13 protein-coding genes are annotated in these 15603 nt (G+C 56.3%); 9 read left to right on the top strand and 4 right to left on the bottom strand.

What is annotated here, in order from left to right; genetic code table 11:
• Positions 1-80: 80 nt before the first annotated feature.
• Positions 81-497 carry a VOC family protein gene (locus MYS68_RS21665; protein WP_248927845.1) on the top strand — a complete coding sequence of 139 codons (417 nt, stop codon included), beginning with the start codon at positions 81-83 and terminating at the stop codon, positions 495-497.
• A 226-nt stretch (positions 498-723) separates the two neighbouring features.
• The gene (locus tag MYS68_RS21660) at positions 724-2154 is read left to right on the top strand and encodes a DHA2 family efflux MFS transporter permease subunit (RefSeq protein ID WP_248927844.1); all 1431 of its coding nucleotides are present in this window, start codon (positions 724-726) and stop codon (positions 2152-2154) included.
• Between the two features lie 136 nt (positions 2155-2290).
• Here MYS68_RS21660 and MYS68_RS21655 read toward each other — a convergent pair whose 3' ends face one another.
• Positions 2291-3691, bottom strand: coding sequence for a DUF4832 domain-containing protein (locus MYS68_RS21655; RefSeq protein ID WP_248927843.1), 1401 nt, complete (start codon positions 3689-3691; stop codon positions 2291-2293).
• 94 nt (positions 3692-3785) lie between these two features.
• Positions 3786-4160 carry a winged helix-turn-helix transcriptional regulator gene (locus MYS68_RS21650; protein WP_248927842.1) on the bottom strand — a complete coding sequence of 125 codons (375 nt, stop codon included), beginning with the start codon at positions 4158-4160 and terminating at the stop codon, positions 3786-3788.
• Positions 4161-4368: 208 nt separating this feature from the next.
• Between MYS68_RS21650 and ahlS the strand changes: the two genes are divergently transcribed.
• Positions 4369-5217, top strand: coding sequence for an AhlS family quorum-quenching N-acyl homoserine lactonase (gene ahlS / locus MYS68_RS21645; protein WP_248927841.1), 849 nt, complete (start codon positions 4369-4371; stop codon positions 5215-5217).
• Positions 5218-5346: 129 nt separating this feature from the next.
• Here ahlS and MYS68_RS21640 read toward each other — a convergent pair whose 3' ends face one another.
• A complete protein-coding gene (locus MYS68_RS21640) occupies positions 5347-7014 on the bottom strand; it encodes a glycerol-3-phosphate dehydrogenase/oxidase (RefSeq protein WP_248927840.1) in 1668 nt (555 codons plus the stop codon).
• A gap of 232 nt (positions 7015-7246) precedes the next feature.
• On the opposite strand from MYS68_RS21640, the gene MYS68_RS21635 reads away from it, so the two are divergent.
• The 3 genes from MYS68_RS21635 (at position 7247) to MYS68_RS21625 (ending at position 10626) form a co-directional block, all read left to right on the top strand.
• A complete protein-coding gene (locus MYS68_RS21635) occupies positions 7247-8875 on the top strand; it encodes a putative polysaccharide biosynthesis protein (protein ID WP_248927839.1) in 1629 nt (542 codons plus the stop codon).
• 181 nt (positions 8876-9056) lie between these two features.
• Positions 9057-9998 carry a helix-turn-helix transcriptional regulator gene (locus tag MYS68_RS21630; RefSeq protein ID WP_248927838.1) on the top strand — a complete coding sequence of 314 codons (942 nt, stop codon included), beginning with the start codon at positions 9057-9059 and terminating at the stop codon, positions 9996-9998.
• 130 nt (positions 9999-10128) lie between these two features.
• Positions 10129-10626: a DinB family protein gene (locus MYS68_RS21625; protein ID WP_248930979.1), complete on the top strand. Its 498-nt coding sequence runs from the start codon at positions 10129-10131 to the stop codon at positions 10624-10626.
• 738 nt (positions 10627-11364) lie between these two features.
• On the opposite strand, the gene MYS68_RS21620 is transcribed toward MYS68_RS21625, so the two are convergent.
• On the bottom strand, positions 11365-13023 hold the full coding sequence (locus tag MYS68_RS21620) for a DHA2 family efflux MFS transporter permease subunit (RefSeq protein WP_248927837.1): 1659 nt from the start codon (positions 13021-13023) through the stop codon (positions 11365-11367).
• Positions 13024-13192: 169 nt separating this feature from the next.
• On the opposite strand from MYS68_RS21620, the gene MYS68_RS21615 reads away from it, so the two are divergent.
• From MYS68_RS21615 to MYS68_RS21605, 3 genes are all read left to right on the top strand, one after another.
• On the top strand, positions 13193-13768 hold the full coding sequence (locus MYS68_RS21615) for a TetR/AcrR family transcriptional regulator (protein ID WP_248927836.1): 576 nt from the start codon (positions 13193-13195) through the stop codon (positions 13766-13768).
• Positions 13769-13860: 92 nt separating this feature from the next.
• Positions 13861-14763, top strand: a complete 903-nt coding sequence (locus MYS68_RS21610) for a carbohydrate ABC transporter permease (RefSeq protein WP_248927835.1) — start codon at positions 13861-13863, stop codon at positions 14761-14763.
• 5 nt (positions 14764-14768) lie between these two features.
• Positions 14769-15599: a carbohydrate ABC transporter permease gene (locus tag MYS68_RS21605; protein WP_248930978.1), complete on the top strand. Its 831-nt coding sequence runs from the start codon at positions 14769-14771 to the stop codon at positions 15597-15599.
• The last annotated feature ends 4 nt before the right edge of the window (positions 15600-15603 follow it).

Below are 15603 nucleotides of genomic sequence, written 5' to 3'. Positions count from 1 at the left end.
AAGAAATCCCGCAATTTCCTGCATGTTATACTGGGTGCAGGAGATTAAACAAACCAATATCACAAAGAGGTGGATTGACGATGGCATTGAAAGCAAGCAACACTTTTATCAACTTGCCTGTAAAAGACTTGAAGAAAACGATGGACTTCTTTTCGCAGCTCGGCTTTGAGTTCAACATGCAGTTTACGGATGACAATGCGGCATGCATGGTCATCAATGACAATACGTTTGCAATGCTGCTGGTCGAAACCTTTTTCCAAACGTTTACGAAAAAAGAACTTGCCGATGCGGCGAAAAGCACCGAGGTGCTTATAGGTTTGTCGGCCGACAGCCGGTCCGAGGTGGATGAGATTGTGAACAAAGCGCTCTCTGTGGGCGGAAGTGCGGCCGGCGACACGCAGGACCACGGATTTATGTACAGCAGAAGCTTCCAGGATGTGGATGGCCATATTTGGGAAGTGATTTACATGGATCAAAGCGCGATCCAGCAGGCGTAATTTTTGCCGAGCCGGGGTATGCCCGTGAAAAGTCAGACGGACCGGGAGGAGTCATCAACGTCCCGGTCCGTCGTTATTTTTTTCGCACGGAATAAGTACCCTACGATTTACAAATAATTGATGTTCGGGGTATTGACTTAAGCGGCTATAAACCCTATTGTAACAAAAGCGGACCGAAAGCACGGTTTCGCACAAATAGATAAAGTGGAGAGGGAAGTGAATCAAGATGAAGCAATACAATACGCGTGCGATCATGGCGTCGCTGCTTATATGCGGCTTCGTCGGCATGTTCAGCGAGACGGCGCTCAATATCGCGATCAGCAATTTGATGGACGTGTTCCATATTTCGGCGGCGACCGCACAATGGCTGACGACGGGATTTTTGCTGACGCTCGGCATTTTGATGCCGATGACCGGGCTGCTGCTGCAGTGGTTTACGACGAGACAGCTGTTCGTCGTTTCGCTGGCGAGTTCGATCATCGGCACATTGATCGCGGCGCTTGCCTTCAATTTCGAGATGCTGATCGTTGCCCGCGTGCTGCAGGCTGCCGGAATGGGTTTGTTAATTCCGCTTATGTTTAATACGATTCTCGTCGTTTATCCGCCGGAAAAGCGCGGAGCGGCGATGGGTTTCGTCGGCCTCGTCATCATGTTCGCACCGGCCATCGGCCCGACTGTGGCGGGGCTCCTGATCGCCTATTTTACTTGGCATTACATCTTCTGGCTATCGCTGCCGTTTTTGGTCATCGGACTGCTCGTCGGACTGAAAAATTTGGAAAACGTCACGGAAGTGACGAAGCCCCGCATCGATCTGCTGTCCGTCATCCTGTCCACCATAGGCTTCGGCGGCGTCGTATTCGGCTTTAGTAAGGCGGGCGAAGGCGGTGAGGGCTGGAGCGGCCCGATCGTTGTTGCGTCTATCGCCATCGGGTTGGCCGCGATCGCGCTTTTCGCCCTGCGGCAAATATTTATGCGCGAGCCGATAATGAACCTGCGGGTGTTCAAGTATCCGATGTTCGTAGTGGGCCTGCTCATGGTGCTGTCGTGTATGATGATCATCTTGTCGAGCATGATTATTTTGCCGATGTATTTGCAAAACGGCATGAAGCTGTCCGCGTTTTCCGCCGGACTCATGCTGCTGCCGGGCAGCGCGCTGAACGGCCTCATGTCGCCGCGCATGGGACGTTTGTTCGACAAATACGGGCCGAAATGGCTTGTCATTCCAGGCCTCGTTATTGTGGCCCTGATGTTATGGTTTTTCTCCGGCATTACGCCGGCGTCTTCGATCGCCTTCATCGTCGCCCTGCATATCGGCCTTATGGTCGGCATCTCGATGGTATGGATGCCGTCGCAGACGAACGGCCTCAATCAGCTGCCGCCGGAGCTGTATCCGCACGGAACGGCGGTTATGAACACGCTGCAGCAGGTCGCGGGTGCGATCGGCACGGCGATCGCAATCAGCATTTTGACGAGCGGCATGGAAAAGTATTTGCACAATTCCAAAGCGCCGACCGAGAATACCGAGATGGCCAACGCGATGACGTTCGGCTCTCAGAACGTGTTCATGTTCGCGATGATCGTAACGCTGATCGGTTTGGCCATGGCGTTTTTCATCCGCCGCGTCGTCGTGAGCCGCGCGATGAATCCGATGCATTGATTTCAAATAAGGGAGCCCCGCGGGCTCCCTTTTTACTTGTTCAGGCAGCTATATAAGTTGAACATTGCATGTGCGTCATGTATAGGGCGGGTTAACGGTTGCAGCCGAGCTTATTCGGCTCAAACCGGTCTTGGCCTCAGGGCGATACGATTTGTACATAACCGATCGGATAACGCCCGTCGTCCCTGCGTCCCTGAATGGCAAAATCGACACCCGGCTTCCGCCGGTCGGGATCGAGAATGGCCGCGGTCACGGTATAGGCGCCGGTCGCGATGTGGGACGGGACGTGCAGCTGCGCCGTCACCTCCGAGGTTCCGGGCAGCCAGGTCCGGATATCCGCATCCGCAATCGTGCTCGCCACGATACGGCCTTCCGGGTCCGCAAGCGACAGCTCCAGCGGCCACTTGTAATAAAACGGCGCTACACCTTTGTTTTCTATGGTTAAGCTGACCGGAAGATCGCTTCCGGAAGGCGCCAATCTCCGCACCGTCGCCTCTTTCACGACGAAGCGGTAGCCCATCAGCTTCAGCAGCCGGTTCACGTTTTGCCGCTCGGTGTCGTTCAGCGTAAGCCCTACGGGGCTGCTTGGGCCAAGCCAGCTCGTATGGCTCAGCCTGGCCTGATCCAGCGTCTCCCCGATCGTGTCGTTTTGAAACAGCTCCTTCATCCGGCCCGCATTGCCGATTTCCCCGCCGCTTGGCGCATGCTGCCAAAAATCGGGCACAGGCGGGATATCCTCACCTGCCAGCAGCGAGGTATACCCGTTTTCAAACCAATCGACAAAGCCGTGAACGGTTTGCTCATGGCTGCCGAACACGTCGTTGAACAGGCCGAGACGCTCCTCCTTGACGATAGGGTACGGTCTGCGCAGCAGCAGCTTTTTGTTCGGAAAAGCGTCTATGTAATGCCGGACGTATTGATCCGACACGGCAAGTTTCGGAAAAGGAATTTCCCCGGCTTCGCCGCTGTAAGTATGCCATTCGCCCCAATGGCCCAAGCTGCCGAGCGCGATAAAAGCGATTCCGGCGTCGTTGTCGTACCTTTCGCCCAGCTTGGCGATGACCTCGCGATGATATTTAATAAGCAGCGGATTGTCGTAGTTCGGGCTGAAGCCTTTGCCGGCGGGATTGTCATACCAAATTCCGTCGCCGCCCAGCTCCTTGTAGAGCCACTCGGGAATATCCGTCTTCTGCGTGTCGTCCCGCGCATAATCGAGCACAAAACGGATAATGAGCTTCACGTCGCGCTCTTTCCAGTAAGTGAACTTATATTTTCGCTCCAGCTCGTCAAAAGCATACTTTCCTTTTTCCGGCTCCAGATCTTTCCACGTCCAAAGCACGTAAGCGAGCTTGTGCGGCTGCGAATACGGACCGTTCAAGGCGGCCGGGGCGAAGCCCATGTACGGATTATTCAGCACATCGTCCCGTTCCTGCGGCACATAACGCATGTTTTCGATCGCCGTCAAGTCCGAAGGTACGGTCCCCAGCATACCGAACGTTACAAGCAGCAGCAAAATCGTCGTTCCTTTGATCAGCAATTTCTTCTCTCCCATTTCCCCGGCTTGGTCATCCCCATTATAGCGGATTATTTAAATTGAACGGGTACAATAGCAGCCGGGATGATCGGCAGCCTTAAGTTAGGTCATATTTGGCTCTTGCCGTCTCGACATGCCAGTAATTTGCCCTTCCCCACTGTCTTAGCTCTCTCATCGGATTAAGCAAACTTTCCCCTAAAGGAGTTAGCGAATATTCAACGCTTGGGGGCACGGTTGGTGTAATATGGCGTTGTACCAACCCGTTCCATTCCAGCTTACGCAACGTTTGAGTGAGCATTTTTTTTGAAATGCCCTCGATTCTTCTTTCCATTTCTCCGTATCGAATGTTTCCGTTTTCCAATGCATAAATGACGAGTGCCGTCCATTTGTTGGAGATGATTTCAAGAACTCTGCTGTAACCGCATATCGCCAATGAGATGTCGGATTGTTTTGTTTTGGACGAAGATGTCAAATGATTTCCCTCCTATGCACTTCAAAGTTCCCAGGACACCTTAAAGTGCCTACTTACATAAGTTTAGTCCGTGCAATATTATATGTCTATACCAGCGGAGGAGAAACAATCGATATCCACTGTGCGGTTATAAACGGAGTGAAGTCTTTGCATGCCAACGGTTGACTCATATGCTGGCAAAGCCTGAATTTAATAGGAGGAAATGAACATGCCGAATATTATTAAAGCCCGCCCCAAGCTGTATGTGATGGATAACGGTCGTATGAGCATGGATAAAAATTGGATGATCGCCATGCATAATCCGGCTACGATCAGTAATCCTAATGCACCGACACAGTTCGTGGAATTTCCGATATATACGGTACTGATCGATCATGCGGAAGGAAAAATTTTGTTCGATACGGCTTGCAACCCGAACTCGATGGGCAGTGAAGGACGCTGGGCCGAATACACTCAGCAGGCGTTCCCATGGGTGGCAAGCGAGGAATGTTACCTGCATAACCGGCTGGAGCAGCTCCGTGTTAAACCTGAGGAAATCAAGTACGTCGTTGCCTCTCATTTACATCTGGATCATGCCGGGTGCTTGGAGATCTTTACGAACGCAACGATTATCGTCCATGAAGATGAGCTGAACGGTACGTTGCAAAGCTATGCCCGCAACGAAAAGGGAGGAGCCTACGTTTGGGCGGACATCGATGCTTGGATCAAAAACCACTTGCAGTGGCGGACCGTCAAACGCAATGAAGATAACCTGGAGTTGGCTGAAGGCATCAAAATTGTTAACTTTGGCAGCGGTCATGCTTGGGGCATGTTAGGATTGCACATTGAAATGCCGGAAACAGGGGGGATCATCCTTGCTTCCGATACCATCTATACGGCGGAGAGTTACGGTCCACCCGTCAAGCTGCCGGGCATCATATACGATTCGATCGGATACCGGAACGCGGTTGAGAAAATCCGCACGCTTGCTGCCCGAACGAATTCCCAAGTATGGTTCGGGCATGATGCGAATCAATTCAAACAATTACGCAAATCAACGGAAGGATACTACGAATAAGTAGGTGTCATTCGAAGCTTCCGGAGTTCCCTCCACGCGAAAAAGAAAAAACGTCCGTCCCCGGGAAGCCGGGTATTGGACGTTGGCAAGGTGGCAAATCAAGTTCAAGAGCCGTTACAGCCGAAAAGGTTACTGAGCTTCTTTCTCCAAAGGAACGACCGCATCGTGAAGCAGCACATCAAGCGCTTCGCTGTGCCGGGCCGCGCTTTGCTCGCTCCAGCCGAAGCGGTGCGCCATGTAGCGGATGACCGGCTCTTTCCACATTTTCGCCCAAGCGATATCGAAGTAAACCGCACCGGTGCGGCGAACGAAAAAGTCGGCCGGCGTCGCCACCATCTCATGTTCGATCCCGTACTGCAGCATGGCCATGACCGCCTCGGGGATGCCCCATTCGCGCGCTTCTTCGCGGGAGGAGGCGTACAGCTCGAACAGCCGGCCGCAGTTGGAGCCGTAAGCGCGGGCAAACTGCTCCGCTTCCGTTTCGGACAAGCCCCAGTCTTTGCCCGCTTTCGTGCGCTCCTTCACGAAAGCTTCGAACTGCGCGGAGCCGCCGACATCGCCGCCGGAGAGGCGGACCCGGTCCGTCGTGCAGCCCGGATACGAGCCGTGGCCCTCCTGCGCCAGCTGCCGGCCGGCCAGGTCGACGATGCGCTCGGCCATTTTGCGGTAACCGGTCAGTTTGCCGCCGGCAATCGTGATGAGTCCGGACGGAGCGATGAAAATTTCGTCTTTCCGCGATAACTCGGAAGGCGACTTACCGTCCTCGTGGATGAGCGGGCGCAGCCCCGACCAACTGGATTCGAGATCGGCCGCCGTCAGCTTCAGCGTCGGGAACATGAAATTCGCCGCAGCGATGATATAGTCGCGGTCGGCTACGGTCATGCGCGGGTGCACGATATCGCCGCGGTAGTTCGTGTCCGTCGTGCCGATATATGTTTTGCCGTCGCGCGGAATGGCGAATACCATCCGGCCGTCCGGCGTATCGAAATAGATCGCCTGGTTCAAAGGGAACCGTTTGCCGTCAAAGACGAGATGGACGCCTTTGGTCAAGTGCAGACGTTTGCCCTGCTTGGAGCCGTCTTTTTCGCGGATCGTATCGACCCAAGGTCCGGCGGCGTTGACGATCTTTTTCGCATAAATGTTGAAAGACTCGCCGCTTAACAGGTCGGCAGCGCGAACGCCGACAAGCTTGCCCCGATCGTACAGCAGCTCTTCCGCTTTTGCGTAGTTCACCGCAAGGGCGCCGCGGCGGGCCGCTTCCTTCATCGTTTCGATCGTCAGCCGCGCATCGTCGGTGCGGTATTCCACATAATAGCCGCCGCCCTTCAGCTTGTCGGTGCGAAGCAGCGGTTCCATGCGCAGCGTCTGCTCCTTGCTGAGCATTTTGCGGCGCTCGCTGCTTTTGACGCCGGCCAGCCAGTCGTAGACGTAAAGGCCCACCGAGGTGGCGAGCTTGCCGTAGGTGCCGCCTTCGATGATCGGCAGCAGCATCCATTCCGGCGTCGTGACGTGCGGCGCGTTTTCGTAAACGATCGCGCGCTCCTTGCCGACTTCGGCAACCAGCTTGAACTCGAGCTGCTTCAAATAGCGAAGGCCGCCGTGGATCAGCTTCGTGGAGCGGCTGGAGGTGCCCGCCCCGAAGTCCTGCATTTCGATTAACCCGGTTTTCATGCCGCGCGTCTGCGCATCGAGCGCAATACCGGCTCCCGTAATTCCGCCGCCGATTACGAGCAGGTCGAGCGGCTGCGAAGCCATCTGCCGGAGTACGTCACTGCGCTTTTCTGCGGAAAAACTCATAAGAAAGACCCCTTTCGTCCGGGTAAAGAGCATTTTTTGGCAAACAAAAAAGAGAAGACGCGGAACAATCCCCTCAGCAAGGGGGATGTCGCGGTCTTCTCCCGATCTCTGACCCGTAATTAACTTGCCTTCATCATAACACGAAACATGCCTTGCGGCAATAGGCGTTGCGCGTCTTCCGCGGAAGCACTACAATACTAAAGGAAGATTGTACAGAGAAGAGGAACCGAACTTGTCCAAGGATTCATTAGTCAAAGGCACGCTGATTTTGACGGTAGCCGCTCTCGTGGCGCGGGCGCTCGGGGTCGTCCAGCGGGTACCGCTCGTTTATTTGCTGCAGGAAAAAGGAATGGCGTGGTACGGCATCGCCTTCAATTTATATTCCGTGCTGCTCGTCATCGCGACCGCGGGGGTTCCAAGCGCACTCAGCAAAATGATTTCCGAGCGCACGGCGCTCGGACAGCATGCCGAGGCGGAGCGCATATACCGCGCCGCGGCCAGGTTTGCGCTCGCCGCGGGCGTCGTAATGACCGCGCTGCTGTACGCGTTCGCGCCCTGGAGCGCGCAGCTCGCGGGCAACCCGGAGGCGACGGCGGCGATTCGCGCGCTCGCTCCGGCGCTGCTGCTGTTTCCGCTGATCGCGATCATGCGCGGCTATTTCCAGGGGCGGCAAAACATGATGCCGAACGGGCTGTCGCAAATCATCGAGCAAATTTTCCGCGTCGCCGCCTCGGTGGCGCTCGCTTATGCGCTGCTCGGCTACGGCCTGGAATGGGGCGCGGCCGGCGCTTCCTTCGGCGGCGTCGTCGGCAGCGTAGCGGCGATCGCCGTGATGATTTACTTCGCGCGCAAGCTGCGGCGTGCGGACAAGGTGGGGGGCGGCGCCGCCGGGACCGCCACCCTGACGTATTCGGCGATCTACAGCCAGCTGTTCCGGCTGTCGATCCCGATCGTCATCTTTTCCGTCACCGTGACGCTCATCTACACGATCGACTCGACGATCGTCACCCCGCTGCTGCAGGGAGCGTTCGGACGCGATAATGCCGTCGAGATGCTCGGGATTTTGAGCGGCCGGGCGCAATCGCTTGCCGGCATCCCGATCATCCTCGCCGTGGCGCTCAGCCAGTCGGTCGTGCCGATCGTATCGGCGGCGTATTCGCGCGGCGACATGGCGCAGGTATCGCAGCAAACCGGCCGGGTGCTGAAGCTGTCGGTGCTGACAGGCCTGCCGATGGTGCTGGTCATCTGCGCGTCGGCGCGCCCGCTGAACGATTTTATTTTCGGCAATACGTCGGGTTCGCCCGTCGTCGCCGAGTATTCCGCGCCGATCATCATCCTGCTGACGGCCAGCGCGATGTTCCAGATCGTCATGCAGACATCGGGTGCCGTTTTGATGGGCATCGGCCGGATGAAGCCGCTGGTCGTCAGCGTTGCCGCCGGCATCGCCGTCAAGCTGGCGGCAAGCTTCCTGCTTGCGCCTGTGCTGGGCATTTACGGCATCATTGCGGCGACCGCGCTCTGCTTCGTCGTCATGACGGCGATCAACGTGGCGGTGCTGCGGCAATCGGTCGCCTTCACGGTGCTCGGCCGCCGCTGGTGGGGACTCGCCGCCGTAACGGCGGTGATCGTCCTGCTCGGCTGGGGCATGGAGCTGCTGAACCGGGCATACGTGCATCCGTTCCCGGCGGCTGCCCTGAGCGCCTTTGTGCAGGCGGCGCTCGCCTGCGCCGTCACCGGCGCAGCCTATCCGCTGCTGTTGATGGCGACTCGCACCGTGACGGCGGCCGACCTCGAGCAGATGCCCGGGCCGGTGCAAAAGCTCGTCCGGCGCTTTGTTAAGCGGCTCCCGCAGCGCGGGTGAGGATTCTCGGCCCGGCACGCAACTCAAACCCCACGCAGCTGCGGCGTGGGGTTTTTCCCATGCTCGGGAAAGCCCGAAAAAAAGTCGACACGGGCAGGAATAAACCGTAAAATGGTGGAAAGACAGGCCCGGATCCGCTTGAGCGGTTCGGGCAATTGCGCAATCGGGAGGGTTTTCTGGCATGAAGCTTCACAGATTGCTTGCCATCACGATGCTTTTGCTCAGTCGTAAAAGAATGAGCGGTCAGGAGTTGGCCGACCGGTTTGAGGTCTCGCTGCGCACGATTTATCGCGATCTGGAGACGATCAACAGTGCGGGAATTCCCGTTATCTCGTACGCAGGTGCGGACGGCGGCTACGAAATTATGGATCAATACCGGATCGACAGGCAGATGGTCACGCTGGAGGAACTGCATTCGATCGTAACCGCTTTGCGGGGAATGCAGGCTTCCCTTGAAGATAAGGATATGGATCATCTGCTGGCGAAGGTCGGGGCGCTTGTAGCCAAATCGGAGCAAAATCGGCTCGAGGACTCCGGGGAACCGCTTATTTTCGATACGAGACCATGGTGCGGAACGCAAGCGGAGAAGGAAACGATGACCCGGCTTCGGCAAGCGGCGAAAAGCCGGAATGTCGTTCGTTTTTTTTATACGAATGCGGACGGAATCGGAACGGAGCGGACGGTCGAGCCGGTCGGTTTGGCATGGAAAGGGTATGCCTGGTTTTTGTATGCTTATTGCCGGCTGCGCGGCGATTACCGGACGTTCAGGCTGACGAGAATCAAGCAGCTGCGCGTCGAGCTGGAAGTTTTTCCGCGCAGGGACGTGCGGCTGGAGGATCTCGATGCCAGATGGATGCAGCGGGAGAGAAGCGATCGTATCCGCATGGTGCTGCGCTTCCATCCCCGGGTGCGGGTAAAGGTGGAGGAATATTTCGGCGAGGAACGGATTGCCGTTCAGGAGGACGGATATTTGCTTGTGACGGCCGAGCATTCGGCGGAAGGCTGGCTCATCGGCCATTTGCTCGGCCACGGTACGGATGTGTTGGTGATTGAGCCGAAATGGCTTGCGGATGCCGTCAGGGAGAAGGCGGAGCAAATCGTTCGCCAGTACCGGGATGAGTAATTTTTTTGGGATGGCGGGCGAAAACCCTGACAACCTGTTGTCAGTTGGGATGCTGTACAATTAAATATGAACGGCCCGCTTTGAAGCGGTCGGCTGTAAATTTTATTTGAAAAGCGAGGTTACGAAAATGATCTATCAAACCGTACAAAGCTTTGTCGAAGATTATCGGAGCGAATCTGCCGGCACGCAAAAGCTGCTGGATGCGCTGACGGACGAATCGCTTAATCAGGAGGTCGCTCCGGGCTTTCGGACGTTAGGCCAATTGGCTTGGCATCTTTGCACGAGCGGAGGTTTTTTGCAGCCTACCGGCCTGAAATTTGAATATCCTTCGGACGAGAGCGAGCGGCCGTCTTCGGCTTCCGAGATTGCGCAGGCTTACCGCAAGATGTCCGAGTCGCTGCTCGAGGCGGTGCAGACGCAATGGACGGACGAGAGCCTTCAGCTTACTTCTCCGTTTTTTGGAGAGCAATGGAAGAACGGTATGGCACTTGATGGTTTGATCAAACATGAAATTCACCATCGCGGCCAGCTGACGGTTCTGATGCGCCAAGCGGGAATTCCCGTAACCGGCGTGTACGGCCCTGCCAAGGAAGAGTGGGCCGCGATGGGGATGGCGGCTCCGGTGTGAGTATCCTTGCCTGGGCCGGAGACTTCTGCTGGCAGGGAGTCCCTTTATTTGCAGAAAACGACTCATTTTAAGGGTATAACGCAAGAGGCACTTTCGTTAACCCGGAGAAAGCCCGGCAGCATGCACGAAAACGGAGTGATAGCGGAAATGTTCGCTATTACTCCGTTTTTTATGTGATGCAGGATTTAACCGAAGGTGGGAGGGTGAGCAATGCAGGGCAGTTAACGCATTTGCACGGAATCGTGGGTCAACCGACAGAGAACCGTAAAACAGGCCGAACGAACTGGGAACAGTTATTCCGTTCATATTGGTGTTCATAAACTTAGAGGAACCTACGTTCGTTATTTCCGAGTAAACTGCTACATATTGGAAAAATGGAGGAACTGAGATGCGCTAAATCGCTAGGAAATGGCGTGTATATCGGTTAAACAGACAAATAGATCACCTGAGTTCCGCTAATTTTCAAAAATCGCGTGAAATGGCCGTTTTAGCGCACTATAGTTCCTTTATGACCTCAGGGGACAGCGCAGCGAGCTGTTTGTACTTACCTGACAATATTAATCGGCCGGATTAAGGGGGCTCGCACCGCGCGGAAGCAAAAGCCGGTCCGAAAGCCGGATTTACCGGCTTCCAGACCACAGAGCATGCGGCGCGGAGCACCGAAAGGCGATCCCCCGCCTTTCGGCCCAGCGGCCCGGCCGCCGACCGTAAGGCCGCCCCGGCTGCCGCTAATGCGCTTTACGCTTTGCGGATCCGTGCCAGCACGAGTGCGAACGGCAGCATGCAGGCGGCGACCGCGGCCAGCACATAGAGGCAGAGCAGGAACGAATCCGCATAGTTTTGCGCGTTCGCCAGCCGGATGCCGCTCTCGTACAGCTGCTTCGCCGCAGGGGAAGCGGCGTCTGCCCGGCAGCCGGCCGGGATGGCGCTCGGGTCGCCGCCGCGCGCCATGAGCGGATAGCAGTCGCGCATCGCCGTCAGCGCCGCATCGCCCGGTCCGGCTGAAGCCGCCGGCAAGCTTGAGCGCAGCTGCTGCTCGACCTCGCGGCCGACCGCGTCCGCGTGTCCGCTGAGCGAGCTCAGCCAGACGACGCCGATCAGCCCGATGCCGACCGCGGAGGCGACCTGCATGCCCGTCGTCAGGATGCCGGAGGCGGAACCGATGTCGGCGGCGCGAATTCGCGACAGCACGATGGTCGTGATCGGCGAAGCGATGAGCCCCTGGCCGATGCCGAGCACGAGCAGTGCCGGCACCCAGAGAAGGACAGCCCCGGACGGTCCCGTCGCATGCACGGACATCGCGAGAGCCAGATAACCGGTGACCGTCAAGGCCGCCCCGGCGGTCAGCACATGCGGGCCGAGCTTCGCGGACACTTTCGGCGAGAACAGAGATGCCATAAAATAGCCGATCCCCATCGGCAGGATGATGGTTCCGGCCTGCAGCGCGGAAAATCCGAGGCCGATCTGCAGCAAATAGGCAAAGATGAGAAAATAAGCGGCCTGCGAGCACATCAGCAAAACGACGATCACCAGCCCTATGGAAAACGCGCGCTCGCGGAAAAGGTTGACGTTCATGAAAGGCACGCTGTTCCGTTCCAGCAGCTTTTTCTCGTAGCGGACGAACAGGGCGAATACGGGAAGCGACAGGACAAGTACCGCGAGGATCCCGATCGGCCAGCCTTCCTTTTGCCCCTGTACGAGCGGATACACCAGCATCAAAAGACCTGCGGCGATAAGAGCGGCGCCGACCCAGTCCAGCTTGGAGCGGTCCCTTTGCGAGGACTCGGGGATAAATGGCGTCATCGCCATTATTGCGATGCCGATCGGCACGCTGAAGAAAAAGACCGTTCTCCAGTCCAGCTCCCACGGATTAAGGCGAAGCAAGAATCCCCCGATGAGCTGACCGGTAGTGGCGGCGAGTCCTTGCGCGGCGCCGTACATGCCGAATATGCCCCCCCGTTTTTCCGGAGCGTAATTTTCCTGAATGAGGGACAGCACCTGCGGAGCGATGAGCGCGGCGCTGAGTCCCTGAACGACCCGAAACATAATGAGCATTGAAACGCCGGACGACAATCCGCAAAACAGAGAGGACAGCGTAAAGCCGGCCACGCCGATGAGCAGCATGCGCTTTCGTCCGAACCTGTCGCCGAGCCGTCCTCCGATGATGAGAGCCACCGCATAAGCCAACGTATAGCCGGTGATCACAAACTGCAGCTCGGAGAAGCCGGAATGAAGCCCCCGCTGAATCGATGGGGTGGCGACGTTGACGATGAAAATGTTCGCGACGGCCATGAACACCGACAATAACATGACGGCGAGCAGGAGGCGGGGCCTTGGACGGATTTCCGCCGCCGCGGCAGGCCGGGCAAGCGATTCGGATTTTGCAGACAGTGACAATCAAACCACTCCGTTCATTCTATTTTAATGTCCAATCCTGTTGACATCAGCCGGATCTGCTCCTAAAATGGAGTAGACAGGTCTGTATCATTTTCTGGTTATATGATACAGACAGATCTGTCTCATGTCAAACGTTTTTTTTACTCTATTTTGGATTGGGATGATGATTATGGATAAAAAGGAAACCGCCAAGGAGCGGATTTTGCGGGTCGCTTCGGATTTGTTTTACCGGGAAGGCATTCGGGCGGTCGGCATCGACCGGATCATTGCCGAATCGGGGGTGGCCAAGGCAAGCTTCTACCGTAATTTCGCGACCAAAGACGACCTGATCGTCGCTTATTTGGATAGCCGCGAAAGCTTCAATACGATCGGCTTGGAGGAGGCTGCAAAGCGTTATCCGGACTCGCCGATAGACCAGCTCTTGTTCCTTGTCGATGACTTCGCCGCCCGTCTGCAAGCGGAAGGCTTCCGCGGCTGTCCGTTTATCAACACGATTGTGGAATTTCCGGACGAAGATCATCCGGGACATCGCAAAGCGCTCGAAAGCCGCAACGAGCGTTGGCGCAAAGTCACCGATATCGCGCGGCAAGCCGGGGCCCGCGATCCCGAAGAGCTGACTGCCCAGCTCAGAATGCTGAGCAGCGGCGCGACGATAGGCGCCTATATGCTGAAGTCCGCGTTCCGCACGGAAAGCTATGTGAAGGCGGCGCGGCTGCTGATTGAACATCAGCTAACAAATTCGTAAAATAGTGAAAGATTTTGTGGATCTCTCTCCTACAACCGAAAGACCGCCTCTCCTATACTAAGGGTACAAATAGGACATAAAGAGGTGGTCTTTTGATTCGCGCCAAATCCTACAACTCCGCCGCACTGGCGGGTTATTTGTTCATCTCTCCGTGGCTGATCGGATTTTTTTTCCTTACCGCATGGCCGATGATCCAATCGCTGTTTTATTCGTTTACCGACTTCTCGCTGCTCGAGCCCGCCCGGTGGATAGGCATTGACAATTACCGGCAGATGGCGGGAGACCGTTTTTTCTATAACTCGCTTAAGGTAACCTTCACGTACGTGCTCTTCTCGGTGCCGGCCAAGCTGGCCGTCGCTCTGCTTGTGGCGATGCTGCTGAACCGGAAAATCCGCGGCATCTCCTTCTACCGGACGCTGATCTACTTGCCGTCTCTGATCGGCGGCAGCATTGCGGTCGCCATCCTGTGGCGCAATATTTTCGGCATCGACGGCTTTATCAACCACATCGTGCCGCTGCTTGGGATTGCGCCGAAAAACTGGATCGGCATGCCGGAAACGTCGCTGGCCACGCTGATCCTGCTCCGCTGCTGGCAGTTCGGCTCGGCGATGATCATTTTTCTCGCGGGGCTGAAGCAAATTCCGGGCGAGCTTTACGAGGCGTCATCCGTGGATGGCGCCGGGCGGATCAGGCAATTTTTCAATATAACGCTGCCCATGCTGTCCCCGGTCATCCTGTTCAACCTGGTGATGGGCGTCATCCAGGCGTTTCAAATGTTTACGTCGGCATTTATCATCACTAACGGCGGCCCGCTCAACTCGACGGAAGTGTATGCGCTTTATCTTTACCAAAAAGCGTTCACCGGCTTTCACATGGGCTACGCCTCTGCGCTCGCGTGGGTGCTGCTGATCATCATTGCGGCGGCAACAACGATCAATTTCGTCGCCTCGAAATATTGGGTGTTTTACGAGGCGGAAGGAGGCGAGCGCAAATGAGGACGATGCTGCGCAGCAACCGGAACTGGATCGTTCATTTGCTGCTTCTGGCTTTAAGCTTGCTCATGTTTTATCCGGTGCTGTGGTGGATCGGAGCTTCGTTCAAGTCGAACGCCGAGCTGAGCCTGCCTACGCTGTTTCCGGGCAAGTGGATGTGGGAAAACTATACGAAAGGCTGGGACGCGCTGCCGAAGTATACGTTCACCTACTTTTACCTGAACAGCTTCAAGCTGAACATTACGACGACCGTGCTGACCGTCATCTCGTGCAGCCTGGTGGCGTTCGGATTCGGGCGGCTCGAATTTCCGTTCAAAAAACTATGGTTCTCGCTGCTGCTGATGACGATTATGCTGCCGGGACAAGTGACGCTCATTCCGCAGTACGCGATGTTCCATTCGCTGAACTGGATTAACACGTACCTGCCGTTTATCGTACCGAGCGCGCTCGGCCACGCATTCTTTATTTTTTTGCTCGTCCAGTTTATCCGCGGCATTCCGCGGGAGCTCGACGAATCGGCGAAAATGGACGGCTGCAGCTGGTTTGGCATCTACTGGCGGATCGTCATGCCGCTCACGAAGCCGGCTCTGGTGACAGTGACGATTTTTTCGTTCCTGTACGGCTGGGAAGACTACTTCGGACCGCTTATTTATCTGAATTCGGTGGAGCATTACACGATCCCGCTCGCGCTGCGGATGTTCGTCGACACGCAGGCGGCGACCGCTTGGGGGCAGCTGCTCGCGATGTCGCTTCTGTCGATTACGCCGCAGATCCTCGTCTTTTTCCTGGCGCAGCGCCATTTTGTCGAAGGGATTGCCACCACCGGATTGAAGGGGTAAGATA

The sequence above is a fragment of the Paenibacillus hamazuiensis genome (assembly GCF_023276405.1).
In the GTDB taxonomy this organism is placed as follows: domain Bacteria; phylum Bacillota; class Bacilli; order Paenibacillales; family NBRC-103111; genus Paenibacillus_AF; species Paenibacillus_AF hamazuiensis.
This window is presented reverse-complemented; position numbering and strand designations above follow the sequence as displayed.

What these genes read in the sequence shown, in the direction of transcription:
- MYS68_RS21665 (WP_248927845.1), top strand. Translation starts at nt 81, where the DNA reads ATGGCATTGAAAGCAAGCAACACTTTTATCAACTTGCCTGTAAAAGAC.
- MYS68_RS21660 (WP_248927844.1), top strand. Translation starts at nt 724, where the DNA reads ATGAAGCAATACAATACGCGTGCGATCATGGCGTCGCTGCTTATATGC.
- ahlS (WP_248927841.1), top strand. Translation starts at nt 4,369, where the DNA reads ATGCCGAATATTATTAAAGCCCGCCCCAAGCTGTATGTGATGGATAAC.
- MYS68_RS21640 (WP_248927840.1), bottom strand. Translation starts at nt 7,014, where the DNA reads ATGAGTTTTTCCGCAGAAAAGCGCAGTGACGTACTCCGGCAGATGGCT.
- MYS68_RS21630 (WP_248927838.1), top strand. Translation starts at nt 9,057, where the DNA reads ATGAAGCTTCACAGATTGCTTGCCATCACGATGCTTTTGCTCAGTCGT.
- MYS68_RS21615 (WP_248927836.1), top strand. Translation starts at nt 13,193, where the DNA reads ATGGATAAAAAGGAAACCGCCAAGGAGCGGATTTTGCGGGTCGCTTCG.
- MYS68_RS21605 (WP_248930978.1), top strand. Translation starts at nt 14,769, where the DNA reads ATGCTGCGCAGCAACCGGAACTGGATCGTTCATTTGCTGCTTCTGGCT.